This is a genomic window from Microbacterium sp. C-MGS6 (assembly GCF_058140415.1).
Genome location: NZ_CM176934.1, coordinates 2,249,162 through 2,263,515, shown reverse-complemented (window position 1 = coordinate 2,263,515; position 14,354 = coordinate 2,249,162). Strand labels below are relative to the sequence as shown.

Annotated in this window: 14 protein-coding genes; 9 read left to right on the top strand and 5 right to left on the bottom strand. The window is 71.4% G+C overall.

Annotated elements, in window-relative coordinates; genetic code table 11:
• Nucleotides 1-7 precede the first annotated feature (7 nt).
• From AC3B5L_RS11045 to AC3B5L_RS11035, 3 genes are read right to left on the bottom strand one after another with little or no spacing between them, the layout of a single operon-like run.
• The gene (locus tag AC3B5L_RS11045) at nt 8-3,463 is read right to left on the bottom strand and encodes an error-prone DNA polymerase (RefSeq protein ID WP_490095746.1); all 3,456 of its coding nucleotides are present in this window, start codon (nt 3,461-3,463) and stop codon (nt 8-10) included.
• Nucleotides 3,463-4,998 (bottom strand): Y-family DNA polymerase, encoded by a 1,536-nt coding sequence (locus AC3B5L_RS11040; RefSeq protein WP_187661820.1) that lies wholly within the window; start codon nt 4,996-4,998, stop codon nt 3,463-3,465. The genes AC3B5L_RS11045 and AC3B5L_RS11040 overlap by 1 nt, the downstream gene beginning before the upstream one ends.
• Nucleotides 4,995-5,780, bottom strand: a complete 786-nt coding sequence (locus tag AC3B5L_RS11035) for a hypothetical protein (protein WP_259954781.1) — start codon at nt 5,778-5,780, stop codon at nt 4,995-4,997. The genes AC3B5L_RS11040 and AC3B5L_RS11035 overlap by 4 nt, the downstream gene beginning before the upstream one ends.
• Nucleotides 5,781-5,909: 129 nt before the next feature.
• Here AC3B5L_RS11035 and AC3B5L_RS11030 point away from each other — a divergent pair, with 129 nt between their 5' ends.
• The 6 genes from AC3B5L_RS11030 to AC3B5L_RS11005 all read left to right on the top strand — a co-directional run bounded on the left by AC3B5L_RS11030 (nt 5,910) and on the right by AC3B5L_RS11005 (nt 10,297).
• Entirely contained in the window at nt 5,910-6,380 is a 471-nt protein-coding gene (locus tag AC3B5L_RS11030; RefSeq protein ID WP_259954783.1) for a prepilin peptidase, read from the top strand.
• A gap of 47 nt (nt 6,381-6,427) precedes the next feature.
• The gene (locus tag AC3B5L_RS11025) at nt 6,428-6,643 is read left to right on the top strand and encodes a response regulator (RefSeq protein WP_187661817.1); all 216 of its coding nucleotides are present in this window, start codon (nt 6,428-6,430) and stop codon (nt 6,641-6,643) included.
• Nucleotides 6,636-7,247: a CYTH domain-containing protein gene (locus AC3B5L_RS11020; protein ID WP_490095745.1), complete on the top strand. Its 612-nt coding sequence runs from the start codon at nt 6,636-6,638 to the stop codon at nt 7,245-7,247. The genes AC3B5L_RS11025 and AC3B5L_RS11020 overlap by 8 nt, the downstream gene beginning before the upstream one ends.
• 62 nt (nt 7,248-7,309) lie before the next feature.
• Nucleotides 7,310-8,467: a type III polyketide synthase gene (locus AC3B5L_RS11015; RefSeq protein ID WP_259954788.1), complete on the top strand. Its 1,158-nt coding sequence runs from the start codon at nt 7,310-7,312 to the stop codon at nt 8,465-8,467.
• Nucleotides 8,464-9,189: a methyltransferase domain-containing protein gene (locus AC3B5L_RS11010; RefSeq protein WP_490095744.1), complete on the top strand. Its 726-nt coding sequence runs from the start codon at nt 8,464-8,466 to the stop codon at nt 9,187-9,189. The genes AC3B5L_RS11015 and AC3B5L_RS11010 overlap by 4 nt, the downstream gene beginning before the upstream one ends.
• On the top strand, nt 9,176-10,297 hold the full coding sequence (locus AC3B5L_RS11005; RefSeq protein WP_490095743.1) for an FAD-dependent oxidoreductase: 1,122 nt from the start codon (nt 9,176-9,178) through the stop codon (nt 10,295-10,297). Before AC3B5L_RS11010 ends, AC3B5L_RS11005 begins: the two co-directional genes overlap by 14 nt.
• A gap of 52 nt (nt 10,298-10,349) precedes the next feature.
• Here the strand turns inward: AC3B5L_RS11005 and lpdA are convergent, their stop codons facing one another.
• Nucleotides 10,350-11,747 (bottom strand): dihydrolipoyl dehydrogenase, encoded by a 1,398-nt coding sequence (gene lpdA / locus AC3B5L_RS11000; protein WP_259962874.1) that lies wholly within the window; start codon nt 11,745-11,747, stop codon nt 10,350-10,352.
• Between the two features lie 9 nt (nt 11,748-11,756).
• A complete protein-coding gene (locus tag AC3B5L_RS10995; RefSeq protein ID WP_259955280.1) occupies nt 11,757-12,407 on the bottom strand; it encodes a copper resistance CopC family protein in 651 nt (216 codons plus the stop codon).
• A 100-nt stretch (nt 12,408-12,507) separates the two neighbouring features.
• Here AC3B5L_RS10995 and AC3B5L_RS10990 point away from each other — a divergent pair, with 100 nt between their 5' ends.
• The 3 genes from AC3B5L_RS10990 to AC3B5L_RS10980 all read left to right on the top strand — a co-directional run bounded on the left by AC3B5L_RS10990 (nt 12,508) and on the right by AC3B5L_RS10980 (nt 14,321).
• The gene (locus AC3B5L_RS10990; protein WP_490095742.1) at nt 12,508-12,990 is read left to right on the top strand and encodes an FHA domain-containing protein; all 483 of its coding nucleotides are present in this window, start codon (nt 12,508-12,510) and stop codon (nt 12,988-12,990) included.
• Entirely contained in the window at nt 12,990-13,676 is a 687-nt protein-coding gene (gene ftsR / locus AC3B5L_RS10985) for a transcriptional regulator FtsR (protein WP_259955282.1), read from the top strand. The genes AC3B5L_RS10990 and ftsR overlap by 1 nt, the downstream gene beginning before the upstream one ends.
• Nucleotides 13,677-13,775: 99 nt before the next feature.
• Nucleotides 13,776-14,321: a MerR family transcriptional regulator gene (locus tag AC3B5L_RS10980; protein ID WP_060921155.1), complete on the top strand. Its 546-nt coding sequence runs from the start codon at nt 13,776-13,778 to the stop codon at nt 14,319-14,321.
• The last annotated feature ends 33 nt before the right edge of the window (nt 14,322-14,354 follow it).

The following is a 14,354-nucleotide window of genomic DNA, read 5'->3' as shown; positions in this document are numbered from 1 at the left end:
TCCGGGGTCATCGGAAGTCCCGCGAGCGGTGCATGACCCCCGTGCGGAGGTCTTCGAAGGCGTCGGCGAGCACATTGACGACCCCCTCCGGTGAGCGCTCGAGGATGCCGCGGATGATGAGCGCGGGGGACTCTCGGGCGATGCGACCGAACCGTCCCCAGACCCCCGTCGAGCAGATCACGTTCACCAACCCGCTCTCGTCCTCGAGGTTGACGAACGTGACGCCGGCGGCGGTGGCGGGTCGTTGTCGATGGGTGACGAGACCGGCCACCTCGACGCGTCGTCCGGTCTCGTGGCGCTGCAGGTCCGCGGCGGTCAGGACGCCGCGAGTCCGGAGGTCGCCGCGGAAGTGCGTCATCGGGTGGTCGTCGGTCGAGATGCCCGTGGCCCAGAGATCGGCCGAGAGGCGCTCGTAGCTGGTCTGGTCGGCGAACAGCGGCGGCTGCACCGCCACCGTGGTCCCCGGGAGGAACCGGGCGCGGTCTTCCGCGGCGGCCCCGGCGAGCCAGATGGCCTCCCGGCGCTCCAACCCGAGGCAGGCGAAGGCTCCGGCGGTGGCGAGGGCCTCCACCTGCGCGGCCGTGGCATCGGTGCGACGCACGAGGTCGTGCAGATCGCGGTAGGGACCGTGAGCCTCCCGTTCGGCGACGATGCGCTCCGCCATCGGCACCCCGATCCCGCGGATGCCGCTGAGGCCCAGACGCACCGCGAACCGTCCGTCCCTGCGGTGCGTCGCGGACTCGTCCGGCGCGTTCCTGTCGAACCGGTGCACGGGCGGCTGCGGGTCGGCCAGGCAGTCGGCCCTCCCGGTCGTGCCCGCCGCGTCCGGGGTGAGGGGTTCGAGGGTCTCGGTGGCGCCGGAGAGATGCAGATCCGGGCGGCGGACCTCCACGCCGTGCCGACGGGCATCCGCCGTGAGGGTCGCAGGGGAGTAGAAGCCCATCGGCTGCGAGCGCAGCAGACCCGCGAGGAAGGCCGCCGGGTAGTGCAGCTTCAACCACGAGCTCGCGTAGACGAGCAGCGCGAAGGACAGCGAATGGGACTCGGCGAACCCGAAGTTCGAGAACGCCTGGATCTGCGCATAGATCCGGTCGGCGGCCTCGTCGACGAGCCCGCGGCGGGCCATCCCCGCATACAGCTTGTCCCTGACCTTCTCGATCTTCTCCAGACCTCGCTTCGACCCCATCGCGCGGCGCAGCAGGTCGGCCTCATCGGCGGTGCAGTCGCCGACGGCCGTGGCCATCTGGATGAGCTGCTCCTGGAAGATGGGGATGCCCAGAGTCCGCGCGAGGATGTCCTCGAGGTCGCTGTGCGGGTACGGGATGGGGAAGTCCTCCGGGGGCTCGCCCCTGGCCTCCCGCTCCCGGTTCGCTTCGTCCACCCTGTCCTTCGCCATCTTGCGCCGGACGAACGGGTGCACGGCGCCGCCCTGGATGGGCCCGGGACGGATGAGGGCGATCTGGATGGCGAGGTCGTAGAAGCGTCGCGGCTGCAGCCGGGGGAGCAGCCCGATCTGCGCGCGGGACTCCACCTGGAAGACGCCGATCGAATCGGCACGGCAGAGCATGTCGTAGACGCCGGCCTCCTCCTTCGGCAGGGTCTCCAGCGTCCACTCCTCGCCCGTCGCCTCCCGGACCAGGTCGAAGCAGTGCTGCAGTGCCGCGAGCATGCCCAGGCCGAGGAGATCGAACTTCACCAGCCCCATGAAGGCGGCGTCGTCCTTGTCCCACTGGATGACGGTGCGGTCCTCCATGCGGGCGTGCTCGACCGGCACCACCTCACCGACCGGCCGGGCGGTGAGCACCATGCCGCCCGAGTGGATCCCCAGGTGCCGCGGAGCCTTCAGCAGCTCGGCCGCGTAGTCGAGCACGGTGTCGGGGATGTCGTGCCCCTCGACGGGTTCGAGTCCCGACCCCCAGCCGTCCACCTGTCGCGACCAGGAGTCCTGCTGCCCCGGCGAGTGCCCCAGGGCTCTGGCCATGTCGCGGACCGCGTTCTTCGGCCGGTACTGGATGACGTTCGCCACCTGAGCCGCCCGCTCCCTGCCGTACTCCCGATAGACCCACTGGATGATCTCCTCCCGCCGCCGCGAGTCGAAGTCCACGTCGATGTCCGGCTCCTCCGTGCGGGTGGTGGCGAGGAAGCGCTCGAAGGGGAGGCGGTAGAGGATCGGGTCGACCGCGGTGATGCCCAGCAGATAGCAGACCGCGCTCGCCGCAGCGGAACCCCGGCCCTGGCAGAGGATGCCGCGTCGCCGTGCTTCCGCCACGATGCCGTGCACGATGAGGAAGTACCCGGGGAAGTCCTTCTCCTCGATCACGTCGAGTTCGCGGGCGATGCGCCGACGGCCGTCTTCGTCCAGCCGCGGATACTTCGACGGGACCGCCTCCCAGACCAGGTGCCGCAGCCAGCTCATCGGGGTGTGCCCCGACGGCACGTCCTGGCGGGGGAGGGCGGGACGCGCCATCCGGAGCGGGAAGGCCGAGGCCGCGGCCAGCTCCAGACCGTGCGAGATCGCGCCGGGGTACCGTCGGAAGCGGGCGGTCATCTCCGCCCCGCTGCGCAGGTGCGCGCCGCCATGGGCCGGCAGCCAGCCGTCGAGCTCGTCCATGCTCCGGACCGCGCGGACCGCGGCCACCGCTTCGGCGAGAGGGGCTTGGTCCGGGCGGGCGTAGTGCACGTTGTTGGTCGCCACGACGGGCAGCCGCATCCGACGGGCGAGCTCGGCGAGGGTGTCGTTGCGCCGGGTGTCCAGCGGATCGCCGTGGTCGAAGAGCTCGACGGCGATGTTGTCGCGCCCGAAGAGGTCGACGAGGTGACGCAGCGGCGCAGCGGCGTCTCCGGCCTCCAGCCCCTGCCGTACCGCCCCCTTGCGGCAGCCGGTGAGGATCGTCCAGTGCCCGTCGGCGGTCCCGGCCAGCTCGTCGAGGTCGTAGACCGGGCGCCCCTTCTCCCCGCCGCGCAGCTGGGCCGCGGTGATCGCCCCCGACAGACGGTGGTATCCCTCGAGGCCCCGGGCGAGCACGAGCAGATGCGTGCCCGGCGGATCGGCGGCCCCCTGCGGAGCGGAGGGGAGGTCGAGGGAGAGTTCGGCGCCGTAGACGGTCTGCAGGCGCAGCTCCATGAGCTCCGCCAGCTCGGCGAAGCGGGCGGCACCGTAGAACCCGTCGTGGTCGGTGAGGGCGAGCGCGCTCAGGCCGAGACGTTCGGCCTCCGCGAGCAGGTCGTCGGGGGAGGACGCCCCGTCGAGGAACGAGTAGGACGAGTGCGCGTGCAGCTCGGCATAGGGCACCGCCTCCTCTGGCTGCTCCGGGAGGGCCGGGGGGACGAGCTTCCGCGGGCGACTCACCGGCCCGGGATCCGGTCGGAGTCCCGGGGGTGCGGAGGCCGCTTCGGGGATGGGTTCCCCGCTGAGAGTGCGTTCGAGCTGATCCCAGGTCAACGGCGGATTGTGCCAGCCCATCAGCGGTACCTCCCCTCGGCCCACCAGCGCTCGCCGGCCAGGAAGACCAGCCAGGCGCGGTCGCGGTCGTCGACGATCTGGAGCCGGTGTCCTCGTTTGCCGCCGCCCGTGCTCCAGCGCCGTTCGTGCACGGGCCACGGGCCGGCCCAGGCCTGCACGGTCGCCCCGTCGATGCGGGCGGGATCGTGCGTGAGGGCGCCGCGGTCATCGACGTCGATCGTGCTCCCGTCCGCCGCGACGACGCCGATGGGACGCGGGGGCCGGAACACCTCGGAGGGGAGGGGATCCGGGAGGCTCCCCGGCCAGGGGGACCGCGGATCACGCGGAGGCACCGGACGCTCGCCCCATGGCGTGAGCACCTGGCGGTCGGCGAGCCAGCGCCCTCCGGAGAGGGCGGCGGTGACCACGCCCTGATGCCCCAGCATGGTCTGCACCCGCGAGACCGCGTGATGCAGCCGCTCATCGGTACCCGAGCCGAAGAGCCCCGGTTGGTGGTGGGCGGCGTCGTCCACGGCGACGGGGAGGAGACGGGCGGCCACGATGCCCCCGAACGCCCTCGCCTCGTCGACGGGTTCGCGGGCGGTCAGGGCGGCCAGCGCCTCCAGCTGCCAGCGCACGCGGTCCACGAGGTCGGCGGCATCGAAGCTCGTCGGATGCAGCCAGGTGCGGGAGTGGACGACGCCGTCGTCGTCGGTCAGGTCGATCCGCACCTCGGTGCACACGAGGGACGCATCCGCCAGGGCGAGCATCACGGCATCGGCGGTCTGCCGCACGGCGAAGGCCACCTGGTCGGTGCCGCCGAGAGGGGACTCGAACTCGATGGTCCTGGCCAGTTCGGGATCCGGCGGCCGAGGGGCCAGCGGGCGGGAATCGGCGCCGGCGGCGAGGGCCTGCAGGCGGGCGCCGTGCTCGCCGAAGCGGTCGCGGACGTCGAGAGGGGCGAGCGCGGTGAACTCGCCGAGGGTCCGCACGCCGAGGCGGAGGAGGAGATCGCTGATCTGCTCGTCGCGGAGTACCTGCACGGGATAGGGGGCCAGGAACTCGCGGGATCCGCCGGGCGGGACGACGGTGCAGGCGGCGGCGCCGCGGGCCGCGATCTCGGCGGTGAAGGGGCCGTCGGCGACGCCGACACGCACCTCGGGGAAGCCGGCCGCAGCGAGGACCGCGGACAGCGCCGCCGCCGCTTCGGCCTCTCCGCCGTGATAGCGGGCGATGCCGCGGGCGCGCAGGATCGCGAGGCCGGGGCGCAGGAGCGTGACGCCGGGGGCGTGCTTCTCGATGAGCTGCAGCACCGGGACGAAGGCGCGCTCGTCCTTCTCGGCGTCGTGGGGGAGGACCTGCAGCGAGGAGAGCAGGCCCTGGGCGACGCGGCGGCGCTGCCCGATGCGGACGCCGTGCGCCCGCGCCGAGGCGGTGCAGGCGACGACCGTGTTCGCCTGCACCAGGGCCGTCGGCGGATGCGGCCCTCCGCCCAGCACCGCCCGCAGTGGCCAGTCGGGGAACCAGAGCACGAGGACGCGGAGAGGAGCGTTCATCCCGCCTCCGCCCAGAAGAGGAGGTCGGAGGACGCGGACGCACCGCTGTCCGTCGGGGAGGGGGCGAGCGGCGGCAGGGCGGTCAGCTCCGCGGCCGCGGTCTCCACGGCTCCGTGTCCGCCGGGCAGTCGCACGCGCACGCTCGAGGCGCGGGGGCTGTGCCTGGTCCGCGCGGTGACCGTCACCGTGCAGTCCGAGAGCAGCCCCCACCCCTCGCCGAGCCCGTGCCAATCAGGATCGTGCAGTCGGATGGTCCCCTCGCTCTGCGCCCAGCGGCCGGCGCCCGGTTCCTCCGCCACGAGCAGCGTGGCCCCGCGGTCGCGCAGGCGGGCACTCAACCGGGAGACATCGGCGTCCCGTGCCCTCGTCGTCGGCTGCACGACGATCAGGGGCACCACCTCGGCCAATGCGGACGCCGCCGCGAGCCAGCGGTCTCCCGGGTCGGGGACGAGGATCAGCCGGCTCAGATCGATGCCGTAGGCGGCGGCGGCCTCGACCCCGAGGGTGGGCATGCCGATCACCGCGCACCAGTGGCCCCGACCGGAGGAGGCGCTGAGCAGCGCGAGCACGAGGGCGGGCGAGGGGGAGACGGTGTACGAGGTGCCCGTCTGCAGCCCTTCCTCCGGCAGCAGCGCCGCGAAGGCGGGATCGAGGGGGAGGAGCGTGTGCTCGCTGCGCCGTCGCTGCATCCGGCTGATCTCGCGGCGCAGTCGCAGCACCTCTCCGGCGCGGGTGTCGCTGGTCGGAGAGAGCGCGGTCATCGCATCGAGCCCGATCCCCATGTATCCATCCTCGAAGATATGTACGAATAAAGCAAGTGATGAGACTGACGCTAGTTCGTACATCCGACATCGCCGCCTGGTTGTCCACAGGGCGCTCCGCGCCGTCCCGGATCTCCCTACCCTGCCGGGATGGACATCCGTCTCGCCCTCCTCGGTCTCGTGCACGGCGCCCTCCTCGGGATCGGCATCCTGCTCACCGTGATCGACGTCCGCACGCACCGACTGCCGAACCGCATCGTGCTGCCCACCCTGGCCCTGCTGGTCGTGGCGGTCTCCGTCGACGCCGTCGCCACCGCAGACGCGGAGCCGCTCGGCCGCGGCCTGCTCGGCTCCCTCGTGCTCGGTGGCTTCTACGCCGTGCTGCGGATGATCAGCCACGCGGGCATGGGAGGAGGAGACGTGAAGCTCGCCCTCGTGATCGGACTCCTCCTGGCGTGGCACGGCTGGGGAGCGTTCCTCCTGGGCGCGTCGTCCGCCTTCGTGCTCGGGGCGGTCTTCGCGCTCGTGCTCCTCGCCGCGGGAGGGGTCGACCGGAGGACGCGCATCGCCTTCGGGCCGTGGATGGTCGCGGGGGCCGTCCTCGGTGTCCTCGGGGGCTGACCGTGCAGGTCGCACCGAATGGGGGAGGGCGGCGCTACCCTGGGCACATGGCACTCGCACGACTTCACGGCGGCCCGCTGGACGGGCAGATCATCCCCCTCGACGACGACGCGGACGACAAGCTGATCGTCCCCTACAGCGAGACGCAGGTGGTCTACAACCGCCGCGGCGAGCCGCAGAACACAGGCGAGGGCGACGGCCCCACCGAGGTCGACTACTGGTTCGAGGAGGCCCTCGAGGACCTCACGCTCGAGGATGACTGAGCCCTCTCGCACCGTCGAGGTCGAGCGCAAGTACGACGTCGACGAGGGGACTCCGCTGCCGGACTGGGCGGCGATCCCCGGCGTCGATGCCGTCTCGCCTGCCGAGCACCGTGCCCTCGACGCCCGCTATCTGGAGACCGCAGACGGCGCGCTGGCCCGTGCCGGTGTCGCCCTGCGTCGTCGCTCCGGCGGACCGGACGAGGGGTGGCACATCAAGGGTCCGCGGCAGGGTGACGGCCGGGTCGAGCAGGGCTGGCCCCTCGGTGACGAGGAGATCCCGACGGCGGTGCGCGAGGCGATCGCCGTCTGGACGACCGCGCCGCTGGAGCCTCTCGCCCGCATCGAGAACGACCGGACGGCGTACCTCCTCACCGGACAGGACGGCGTCGTGGCGGAGTTCGTCGACGACCACGTCCAGGCGACCGACCTGCGCACCGGGGCGCGACGTGCGTGGCGGGAGTGGGAGGTCGAACTCGGGCCCGCAGGCCCCTCCGACGACGCCGGCCGCTCGGCGTTCTTCGCGGCGATCGAAAGCGCCGTGCGCGCGGTCGGCGGCCGAGAGGCGAGCTCCGACTCGAAGCTCGCCCGCGCCCTCGGCTTCTAGGCCGCGGACTCTCCGGACGCAACCCCTTTCCGCGTCCGGCTCCGGGGTGGTTGAGTGACGACATGAGTCGACCGCCCGTGCTCCGATCGCTGCAGACGATCGTCCCCGAGACCGTCCTCGTGCAGGAGCAGGTGCGCGACGTCTTCGCCGCCCAGCCCGATCTGGGACGGCTGGCGCAGCGCATCGTGGCGACGTCGTTCAACGTCTCCGGCATCGACACGCGGCACACCGTCATCGCGGAGCTGGCCGATGACGCCGACCAGGATGAGCCGTTGTTCTACGATCGCGCCTCCGGACGGCTGCTGGCGCCGGGAACGAAGGCGCGCAACGAGGTCTACACGCGTGAGGCCTCCCGTCTCTTCGTCGAGGTCGCGCGCCGCGCCCTCGAGGCGGACCCCGACCTGGACCCGGCGGACGTGACGCACGTCATCACGGTCTCCTGCACCGGCTTCCATGCCCCGGGCCCCGAGTATGAGATCGTGCGTGGGCTCGGCCTGTCCGATGCCGTCCAGCGCTATCACCTCGGCTTCATGGGGTGCTACGCCTCGATGCCGGCCCTCCGCGCGGCCGCACAGTTCTGCGCGGCCGATGAGAACGCGGTCGTCCTCGTCGTCAGCGTCGAGCTGTGCACGCTGCATCTGCGCTCTTCCGAGGATCCGGACACCATCGTGGCCTCCTCCCTGTTCGCGGACGGGGCTGCCGCCGGGATCGTGACGGCTCGGGACCTGCCCACCGCCGTCCCCGCGCTCCGGCTGAACGGCTTCCACACGGCGATCGTGCCGGAGGGCGTGGACGACATGGCCTGGACGATCGGCGACTCGGGCTTCGAGATGATCCTCTCGACCGCCGTCCCACAGATCATCGGGGAGTCGATCATCGGGGCGCTCACGCCGCTCTACGGTCGTGAGGACGGCCTGGCGGCGGCCTTCGCCGCCGGCCGGGTGGGCGAGCGGGTGCGCCACTGGGCGATCCACCCCGGCGGGCGCAGCATCCTCGATCGGGTGCAGGAGCGGATGGCCCTGAGCGACGTGCAGTTGCGACCCGCGCGCGAGACGCTCCGGGAGTACGGGAACATGTCGAGTGCGACCGTGCTGTTCGTGCTGAAGCGCATCCTCGAGCAGGAGGGCGCGGATCCCGGTGACCGCGTGGCGGCGATGGCCTTCGGCCCGGGGCTCACCGCCGAGAGCGCGCTGCTGACCGTGGTCGCGCCCGCACCGTGAGCCTGGACCTGTCGGCGCGTGCCGTCGACCTCGTCGAGCTCATGGACGACCCCGACGCGGATGAGGAGGCGCTCGGTCGCACGTACCGGCGCTTCAGCGCCGTCAACGCGGTCGTCTCGCGCCCCGGACGGCTGTATCGGCGGGACATCCGTCCCCGGGCGGCGGCCGGGCGTGTGCTGCGCATCCTCGACATCGGCGCCGGTGGCGGCGACCTGTGCCGCGATCTGGTCCGGAGACTGCGTCGCGACGGCCTCCGCGCCGATGTCACCGCCCTGGACGCCGACGAGCGTGCGATCCGCTGGGCCTCGGCACACGACGACGGTGCAGGGATCCGCTATCGCCACGCGTTCTCCGGGGACCTCGTGGCGGCGGGCGACACCTATGACGTCGTGCTCTCCAACCACGTCCTCCATCACCTCGACGCCGCAGCGCTGCACGCGGTGCTCGACGACTCCCGCGCCCTGGTCGGTGATCGCGGACTCGTCTCCCACCACGACATCGCCCGCAGCCGCCTCGCCTACGGGGCGTTCGCCGTGGGCACCCGGCCGTTCGCGGGAAACCTTCTCGCGGGCTCCTTCATCCGAGTCGACGGCCTCCTGAGCATCCGCCGCTCCTATACCCCGCAGGAGCTCGCGGCCGTCGCGCCGCCGGGCTGGGAGGTCCGGTCGCACCTGCCCGCTCGGCTCGAACTGCGCTGGGAGGGTGGCGATGGTCGACCATGATGTCCTCGTGGTCGGCGGTGGTCCGGTCGGGCTGCTCCTCGCCTGCCTCGTGGGGCAGGACGGTCGCCGGGTGCGAGTGTGCGAGCGTCGCTCCGAGACGGGCACGCAGACGCGGGCGATCGGGATCCATCGACCGGGGCTCGATGCCCTCGACGCCGCGGGAGTGGGTACCGGTGTGCGCTCCGAGGCGCTCCGCCTCTCCGGCGGCGAGGTCCGCAGCCGCGGCCGGCGACTCGCCGCCCTGACCTTCACCACCGAGCGTCCGATCCTGACGCTCGCGCAGCCCCGCACCGAGGAGCTGCTGCGAGACCGTCTCCGGACGCTGCAACCGGATGCGCTGCAGTCCGGCTCCGTCGTCCGCTCGGTCCGCGACGAGGGGCCGTTCGTGCGGGTATGGATCGACGGCGAGCACGGACGTCGGGAGGAGACGGCGTCGATCGTCGTCGTCGCGGACGGCGTCCGGAGTCCCCTGCGGGAGGCGTTCGGTGCGGGGTGGCTGGCGCGCACCGGATCCGCAGGCTACGCGATGCTCGACGTCGACGATCCGCCGGCCGACGATCGCGCCGTGCTGTACTTCGAGCCGGACGGCCTCGTCGAGTCCTTCCCCTTGCCGGGCGGCCGGCGCCGCTGGGTGGTGCGCGAAGACCGTGGTCGGACGGTGTCCACAGCCGCCGAGCTGGCGGACATCGTCGGTCACCGGACCGGGGAGAGGCTCGAGGTCGACCCCACCGCGCCTGTCTCCTCGTTCCGCGCGGCCCAGCACGCGGCTCGACGGCTGCACCGCAGACGGATCGTGCTGCTCGGCGACGCCGCGCACGAGGTGAGCCCGATCGGCGGCCAGGGCATGAACCTCGGCTGGGCGGATGCGCTCCGGCTGGTCGCGGCGCTGCGCCGGACCGACCGCGGCGCCGCCCCCGTCCTCGACGGCTTCGCCCGGGAGGTCCAGCGGGCGGCGCGGAAGGCGCATCATCGCTCCGCGTTCTTCATGGCGATGGGGGCTCCGGCGGTCGCCCCGGTCGTCGCCGTGCGGGAGGGGCTGGTGCGTACGCTCGGTTCCTCCGCGCTGCGCCCGTGGACGACCGGTCTCATCACGATGCGCGGCCTCTGACGCGAGAAAGGCCCGGTCCGCCTGCGCGGACCGGGCCTTCTCGAGGCGGGGATCAGAAGTTGATCATGTGGCCGGCCAGGCCGTGGAAGCCCTCCTGCAGCGCCTCAGACAGGGTCGGGTGGGTGTGCACGTTGCGAGCCAGCTCGAGGGCCGTGAGGTCCCACTTCTGCGCGAGGGTGAGCTCGGGCAGCAGCTCCGACACGTCGGGGCCGATCATGTGCGCGCCGATGAGCTCCAGGTGCTCGGCGTCGGCGATGAGCTTGACGAAGCCGACCGGCTCGCCGAGGCCGTGCGCCTTGCCGTTGGCCATGAAGGGGAAGGTCGCGACCTTGATCTCGCGCCCTTCGTCCTTCGCCTGCTGCTCGGTGAGCCCGAAGGACGCCACCTGCGGCGAGCAGAAGGTCGCCCGCGGCATCATGCGGTAGTCGCCCAGCGTCATGGTCTCGGCGCCGCCGATGGTCTCGGCCGCGACGACACCCTGTGCCTCCGCGACGTGCGCGAGCTGCAGCTTGGCGGTCACGTCGCCGATGGCGTAGATGCCCTCGACGTTGGTGCGCATGTGGTCGTCGATGTCGATCGCGCCGCGCTCGGTGAGCTTCACGCCCGTCTTGTCGAGCCCGAAGCCTTCGACGTTCGGCGCGAACCCGACCGACATGAGCACCTTGTCGGCCTCGATCGACGCCTGCTGGCCGTCCTTGCCCGTGTAGGAGACGGTCACGGAGGAGCCGTTGTCGACGACCGACTCGACCTTGGTGGAGGTGAGGATGTCGACGCCGTAGTTCTTGTACTGCTTCGTGATCTCCTTCGACACGTCGGCGTCCTCGTTGGGGAGGGCGCGGTCGAGGAACTCGATGATCGTGACCTTGACGCCGTAGTTCGTCATCACGTAGGCGAACTCCATGCCGATAGCGCCGGCGCCGACGATGACGATGGACTTCGGCAGCTCACGGGAGAGGATCTGCTCCTCGTAGGTCACGACGTTGTCGCTGAGCTGCACGCCGGGGAGCAGACGGACCTTCGAGCCCGTGGCGATGATCGCGTTGTCGAAGGTGATCTCCTCGGTGGAGCCGTCCGCCTTCGCCACCGAGATGGCCTTCGGGCCCGTGAAGGTGCCGCGGCCGTCGTACTCGGTCACCTTGTTCTTCTTCATGAGGAAGTGGATGCCCTTGACCCGGCCATCGGCGACGACGCGGCTGCGGTCGAACGCCTTGCCGTAGTCGATCGTGAACTCTCCGGAGATCCCGAAGAAGTCGGCCTTGTGGTTCAGCGTGTGCGCGATCTCCGCGTTCTTCAGGAGCGCCTTGGAAGGGATGCAGCCGACGTTGAGGCAGACACCACCCCAGTACTTCTCCTCGATGATGGCGGTGGACAGACCGAGCTGCGCGCTGCGAACCGCAGCGACGTATCCGCCAGGACCTGCACCAAGGATGACGACGTCGTAGTGTGGCATGCCTTAAGCCTATCGCTCCGAGGGGGTAGCGGAATCGGTCGGAGCCGGTCCCCGGCGGCGGCGCAGGACGAGCCAGACGACAAGGGCCAGCGCGGCGAGTACGAGGATCGCGAGCACCCAGATCCACACCGAAGGGGCTCCCGCGTCGTCTCTCGCGTCCGGTGCCGTCGTCGCGGTCGCCTCGGGGGCGGCGGTCTGCTCCGTCGTCGGCGCCGCCGTCGGGGGAGCGGTGGTGGGCTCGTCCGACGGCGTGGCCTCGTCGCCGACCGTGACGGTGAAGGAGAACTCGCCGGAGGTCGGGTGGCCGTCGCTCGAGACGACCTTCCAGACGACGTGGTACTCACCGGCGGGCCCGGAGCCGAGCAGGGGCTGCGTCACGATGGCGCCCTCGACCGTGGGAGTGCCGTCGATGACGGACTGACCGGCCGGATCCGTGACGGTCAGCTCCGTCGCTCCTTCTCCGTCGATGAGCTTCGCGCTGAAGGTGAGGGTGAGCTCGGAGGGCAGCGTCTCCACGGAGCTGTCCGCCGCAGGCGACGACGACACGAGCGCGTCATGGGCGGACGCGGAGAGCGGGGAGAGGAGGACGAGGAACGCGGCGAGGAGGGTGGCTGCGAGGGCGATCGGGGCCGCCGGGCGGCGCAGAGCTGTGGTCTTCACGAGTCCAGCCTATGAATCCCCGGTATGGGACCGCTGAGTGTGAAAGCGGCCTCCCGCGCACCCCTCCGGATCGGATAGTCTGGACAGCCAGGAGGGCACAGTGACAGACAGCGACAGCCGACCGGCCGGTGAAGCCGCCATCCATCGCTCCGGCGAGCCGAGACACGAAGTGACGCAGACGTTCGGACACGATTCCGATCTGTCGTTCGTGCCGTTCGGCGTGGAGTTGACCGATGTCGAGCAGTCGGCCATCGCGGCGCTGCCCTCGGGCTCGGCTCTGCTGCTCGTCCGTTCCGGTGCGCTCGCCGGTGCGCGGTACCTCCTCGACACCGACGTGACCACGGTCGGTCGTCACCCGGAGGCCGACATCTTCTTCGACGACGTCACGGTGTCCCGCCGTCACGCAGAGATCACCCGCAACGGGACGACGTTCGAGATCATCGATCAGCGCTCCCTCAACGGCACCTACGTGAACGGCGAGCGCGTGGACCGCAGCCCCCTGGCGGACGGCTCCGAGCTGCGCGTCGGCAAGTTCCGTCTGAACTTCTTCGCGTCCCCGCTCGACCGCGCGGCGAACGCCTGATGGCGGCAACTCCCGCCCGCGAACGCTCGGCGTCCGCGGGCCTGCTGAGTATCGGTCAGGTGCTCGCACGTCTCACCCCGGAGTTCCCCGACCTGACCTCCAGCAAACTGCGGTTCCTCGAGGTGCAGGGCATCGTCCGTCCCTCCCGCACCGAGTCCGGCTACCGGAAGTTCTCCTCCTCGGACATCGAGCGCCTCCGTCTGGGACTGACCCTGCAGCGGGATCACTACCTTCCCCTCAGCGTGATCCGCGAGCAGCTCGACGAGGCGGAGGCCACGGGCGAGACGGCCGCGCTCGCCCCGCCGCCCTCGATCGCCCCGGCGCCGCGGCGCTATCGTCGCGACGAGCTCCTGGCCGCTGCCGGCGCCGGACCGCAGCTCCTCAACGACGCGATCAGCACCGGGGTCATCACCGCACAGGAGACCTATTCGGAGTCCACGGTCGCGCTGCTCCGCGGGCTCGTGGCCCTCGACCGGCACGGTATCGAGCCGCGTCATCTCCGTTCCCTGCGGCAGGGCGCGGAGCGGGAGGTCTCGCTCATCGAGTCGGCGCTGTCCACGCTGCTGCGTCGCACCGATGCCACCTCGCGGGCTCGCGCCAACGAACTGGCGCCGCAGCTGGCCACTCGGATCGACGACGTCCGGACGTTGTTCGTGAAGGATGCGCTCACGCGGATCCTTTCGTAACGAACTGATTGCGACACACCTTCGGCGTCGCACGGATGTCGTTGCCGGTGCCGGGACCCTGCTCTACCGTGGAGATAACCGTTCCAGGGAGGATTTCAGATGAATGCGGATGAGCTCGCAGGCGACCCGCGGTTCGTGACCGAACTCCTCTTCACCGACGGTCTGCCCGCGATGGACGACGAGGTCGGCTATCGCGGCGCCGTGGCAGCCCGTGCGGCCGGCATCACCTACCGCCAGCTGGACTACTGGGCCCGCACCGAGCTCGTCGAGCCCACGGTGCGCGGCGCGAACGGCTCCGGCTCGCAGCGTCTCTACGGCTTCCGCGACATCCTCGTCCTGAAGCTCGTCAAGAGCCTGCTCGACACGGGCATCTCCCTGCAGCAGATCCGCACCGCGGTGGACGAGCTCCGTCGCGCCGGCATCCGCGATCTCGCGGGGACGACCCTCATGAGCGATGGCGCGTCCGTCTACCTCTGCACCTCGAACGACGAGGTGATCGACCTGGTCAGCCGCGGTCAGGGCGTCTTCGGGATCGCGGTCGGCAAGGTGCTGCGCGAGGTGGAGTCGACGCTCGTCGCCTTCGATGCCTCCGCGCCGGACCCCGTCGACGAGCTCTCCGCCCGTCGCGCCAAGCGCTCCGCCTGACGCTCCACCCCCGCTTCACGAAGAACGGCCACC

Excerpts from the sequence above, each read along its gene's own strand:
- AC3B5L_RS11045 (WP_490095746.1), bottom strand. The coding sequence starts at position 3,463 with ATGGGCTGGCACAATCCGCCGTTGACCTGGGATCAGCTCGAACGCACT.
- AC3B5L_RS11040 (WP_187661820.1), bottom strand. The coding sequence starts at position 4,998 with ATGAACGCTCCTCTCCGCGTCCTCGTGCTCTGGTTCCCCGACTGGCCA.
- AC3B5L_RS11035 (WP_259954781.1), bottom strand. The coding sequence starts at position 5,780 with ATGGGGATCGGGCTCGATGCGATGACCGCGCTCTCTCCGACCAGCGAC.
- AC3B5L_RS11030 (WP_259954783.1), top strand. The coding sequence starts at position 5,910 with ATGGACATCCGTCTCGCCCTCCTCGGTCTCGTGCACGGCGCCCTCCTC.
- AC3B5L_RS11025 (WP_187661817.1), top strand. The coding sequence starts at position 6,428 with ATGGCACTCGCACGACTTCACGGCGGCCCGCTGGACGGGCAGATCATC.
- AC3B5L_RS11020 (WP_490095745.1), top strand. The coding sequence starts at position 6,636 with ATGACTGAGCCCTCTCGCACCGTCGAGGTCGAGCGCAAGTACGACGTC.
- AC3B5L_RS11015 (WP_259954788.1), top strand. The coding sequence starts at position 7,310 with ATGAGTCGACCGCCCGTGCTCCGATCGCTGCAGACGATCGTCCCCGAG.
- AC3B5L_RS11005 (WP_490095743.1), top strand. The coding sequence starts at position 9,176 with ATGGTCGACCATGATGTCCTCGTGGTCGGCGGTGGTCCGGTCGGGCTG.
- lpdA (WP_259962874.1), bottom strand. The coding sequence starts at position 11,747 with ATGCCACACTACGACGTCGTCATCCTTGGTGCAGGTCCTGGCGGATAC.
- ftsR (WP_259955282.1), top strand. The coding sequence starts at position 12,990 with ATGGCGGCAACTCCCGCCCGCGAACGCTCGGCGTCCGCGGGCCTGCTG.
- AC3B5L_RS10980 (WP_060921155.1), top strand. The coding sequence starts at position 13,776 with ATGAATGCGGATGAGCTCGCAGGCGACCCGCGGTTCGTGACCGAACTC.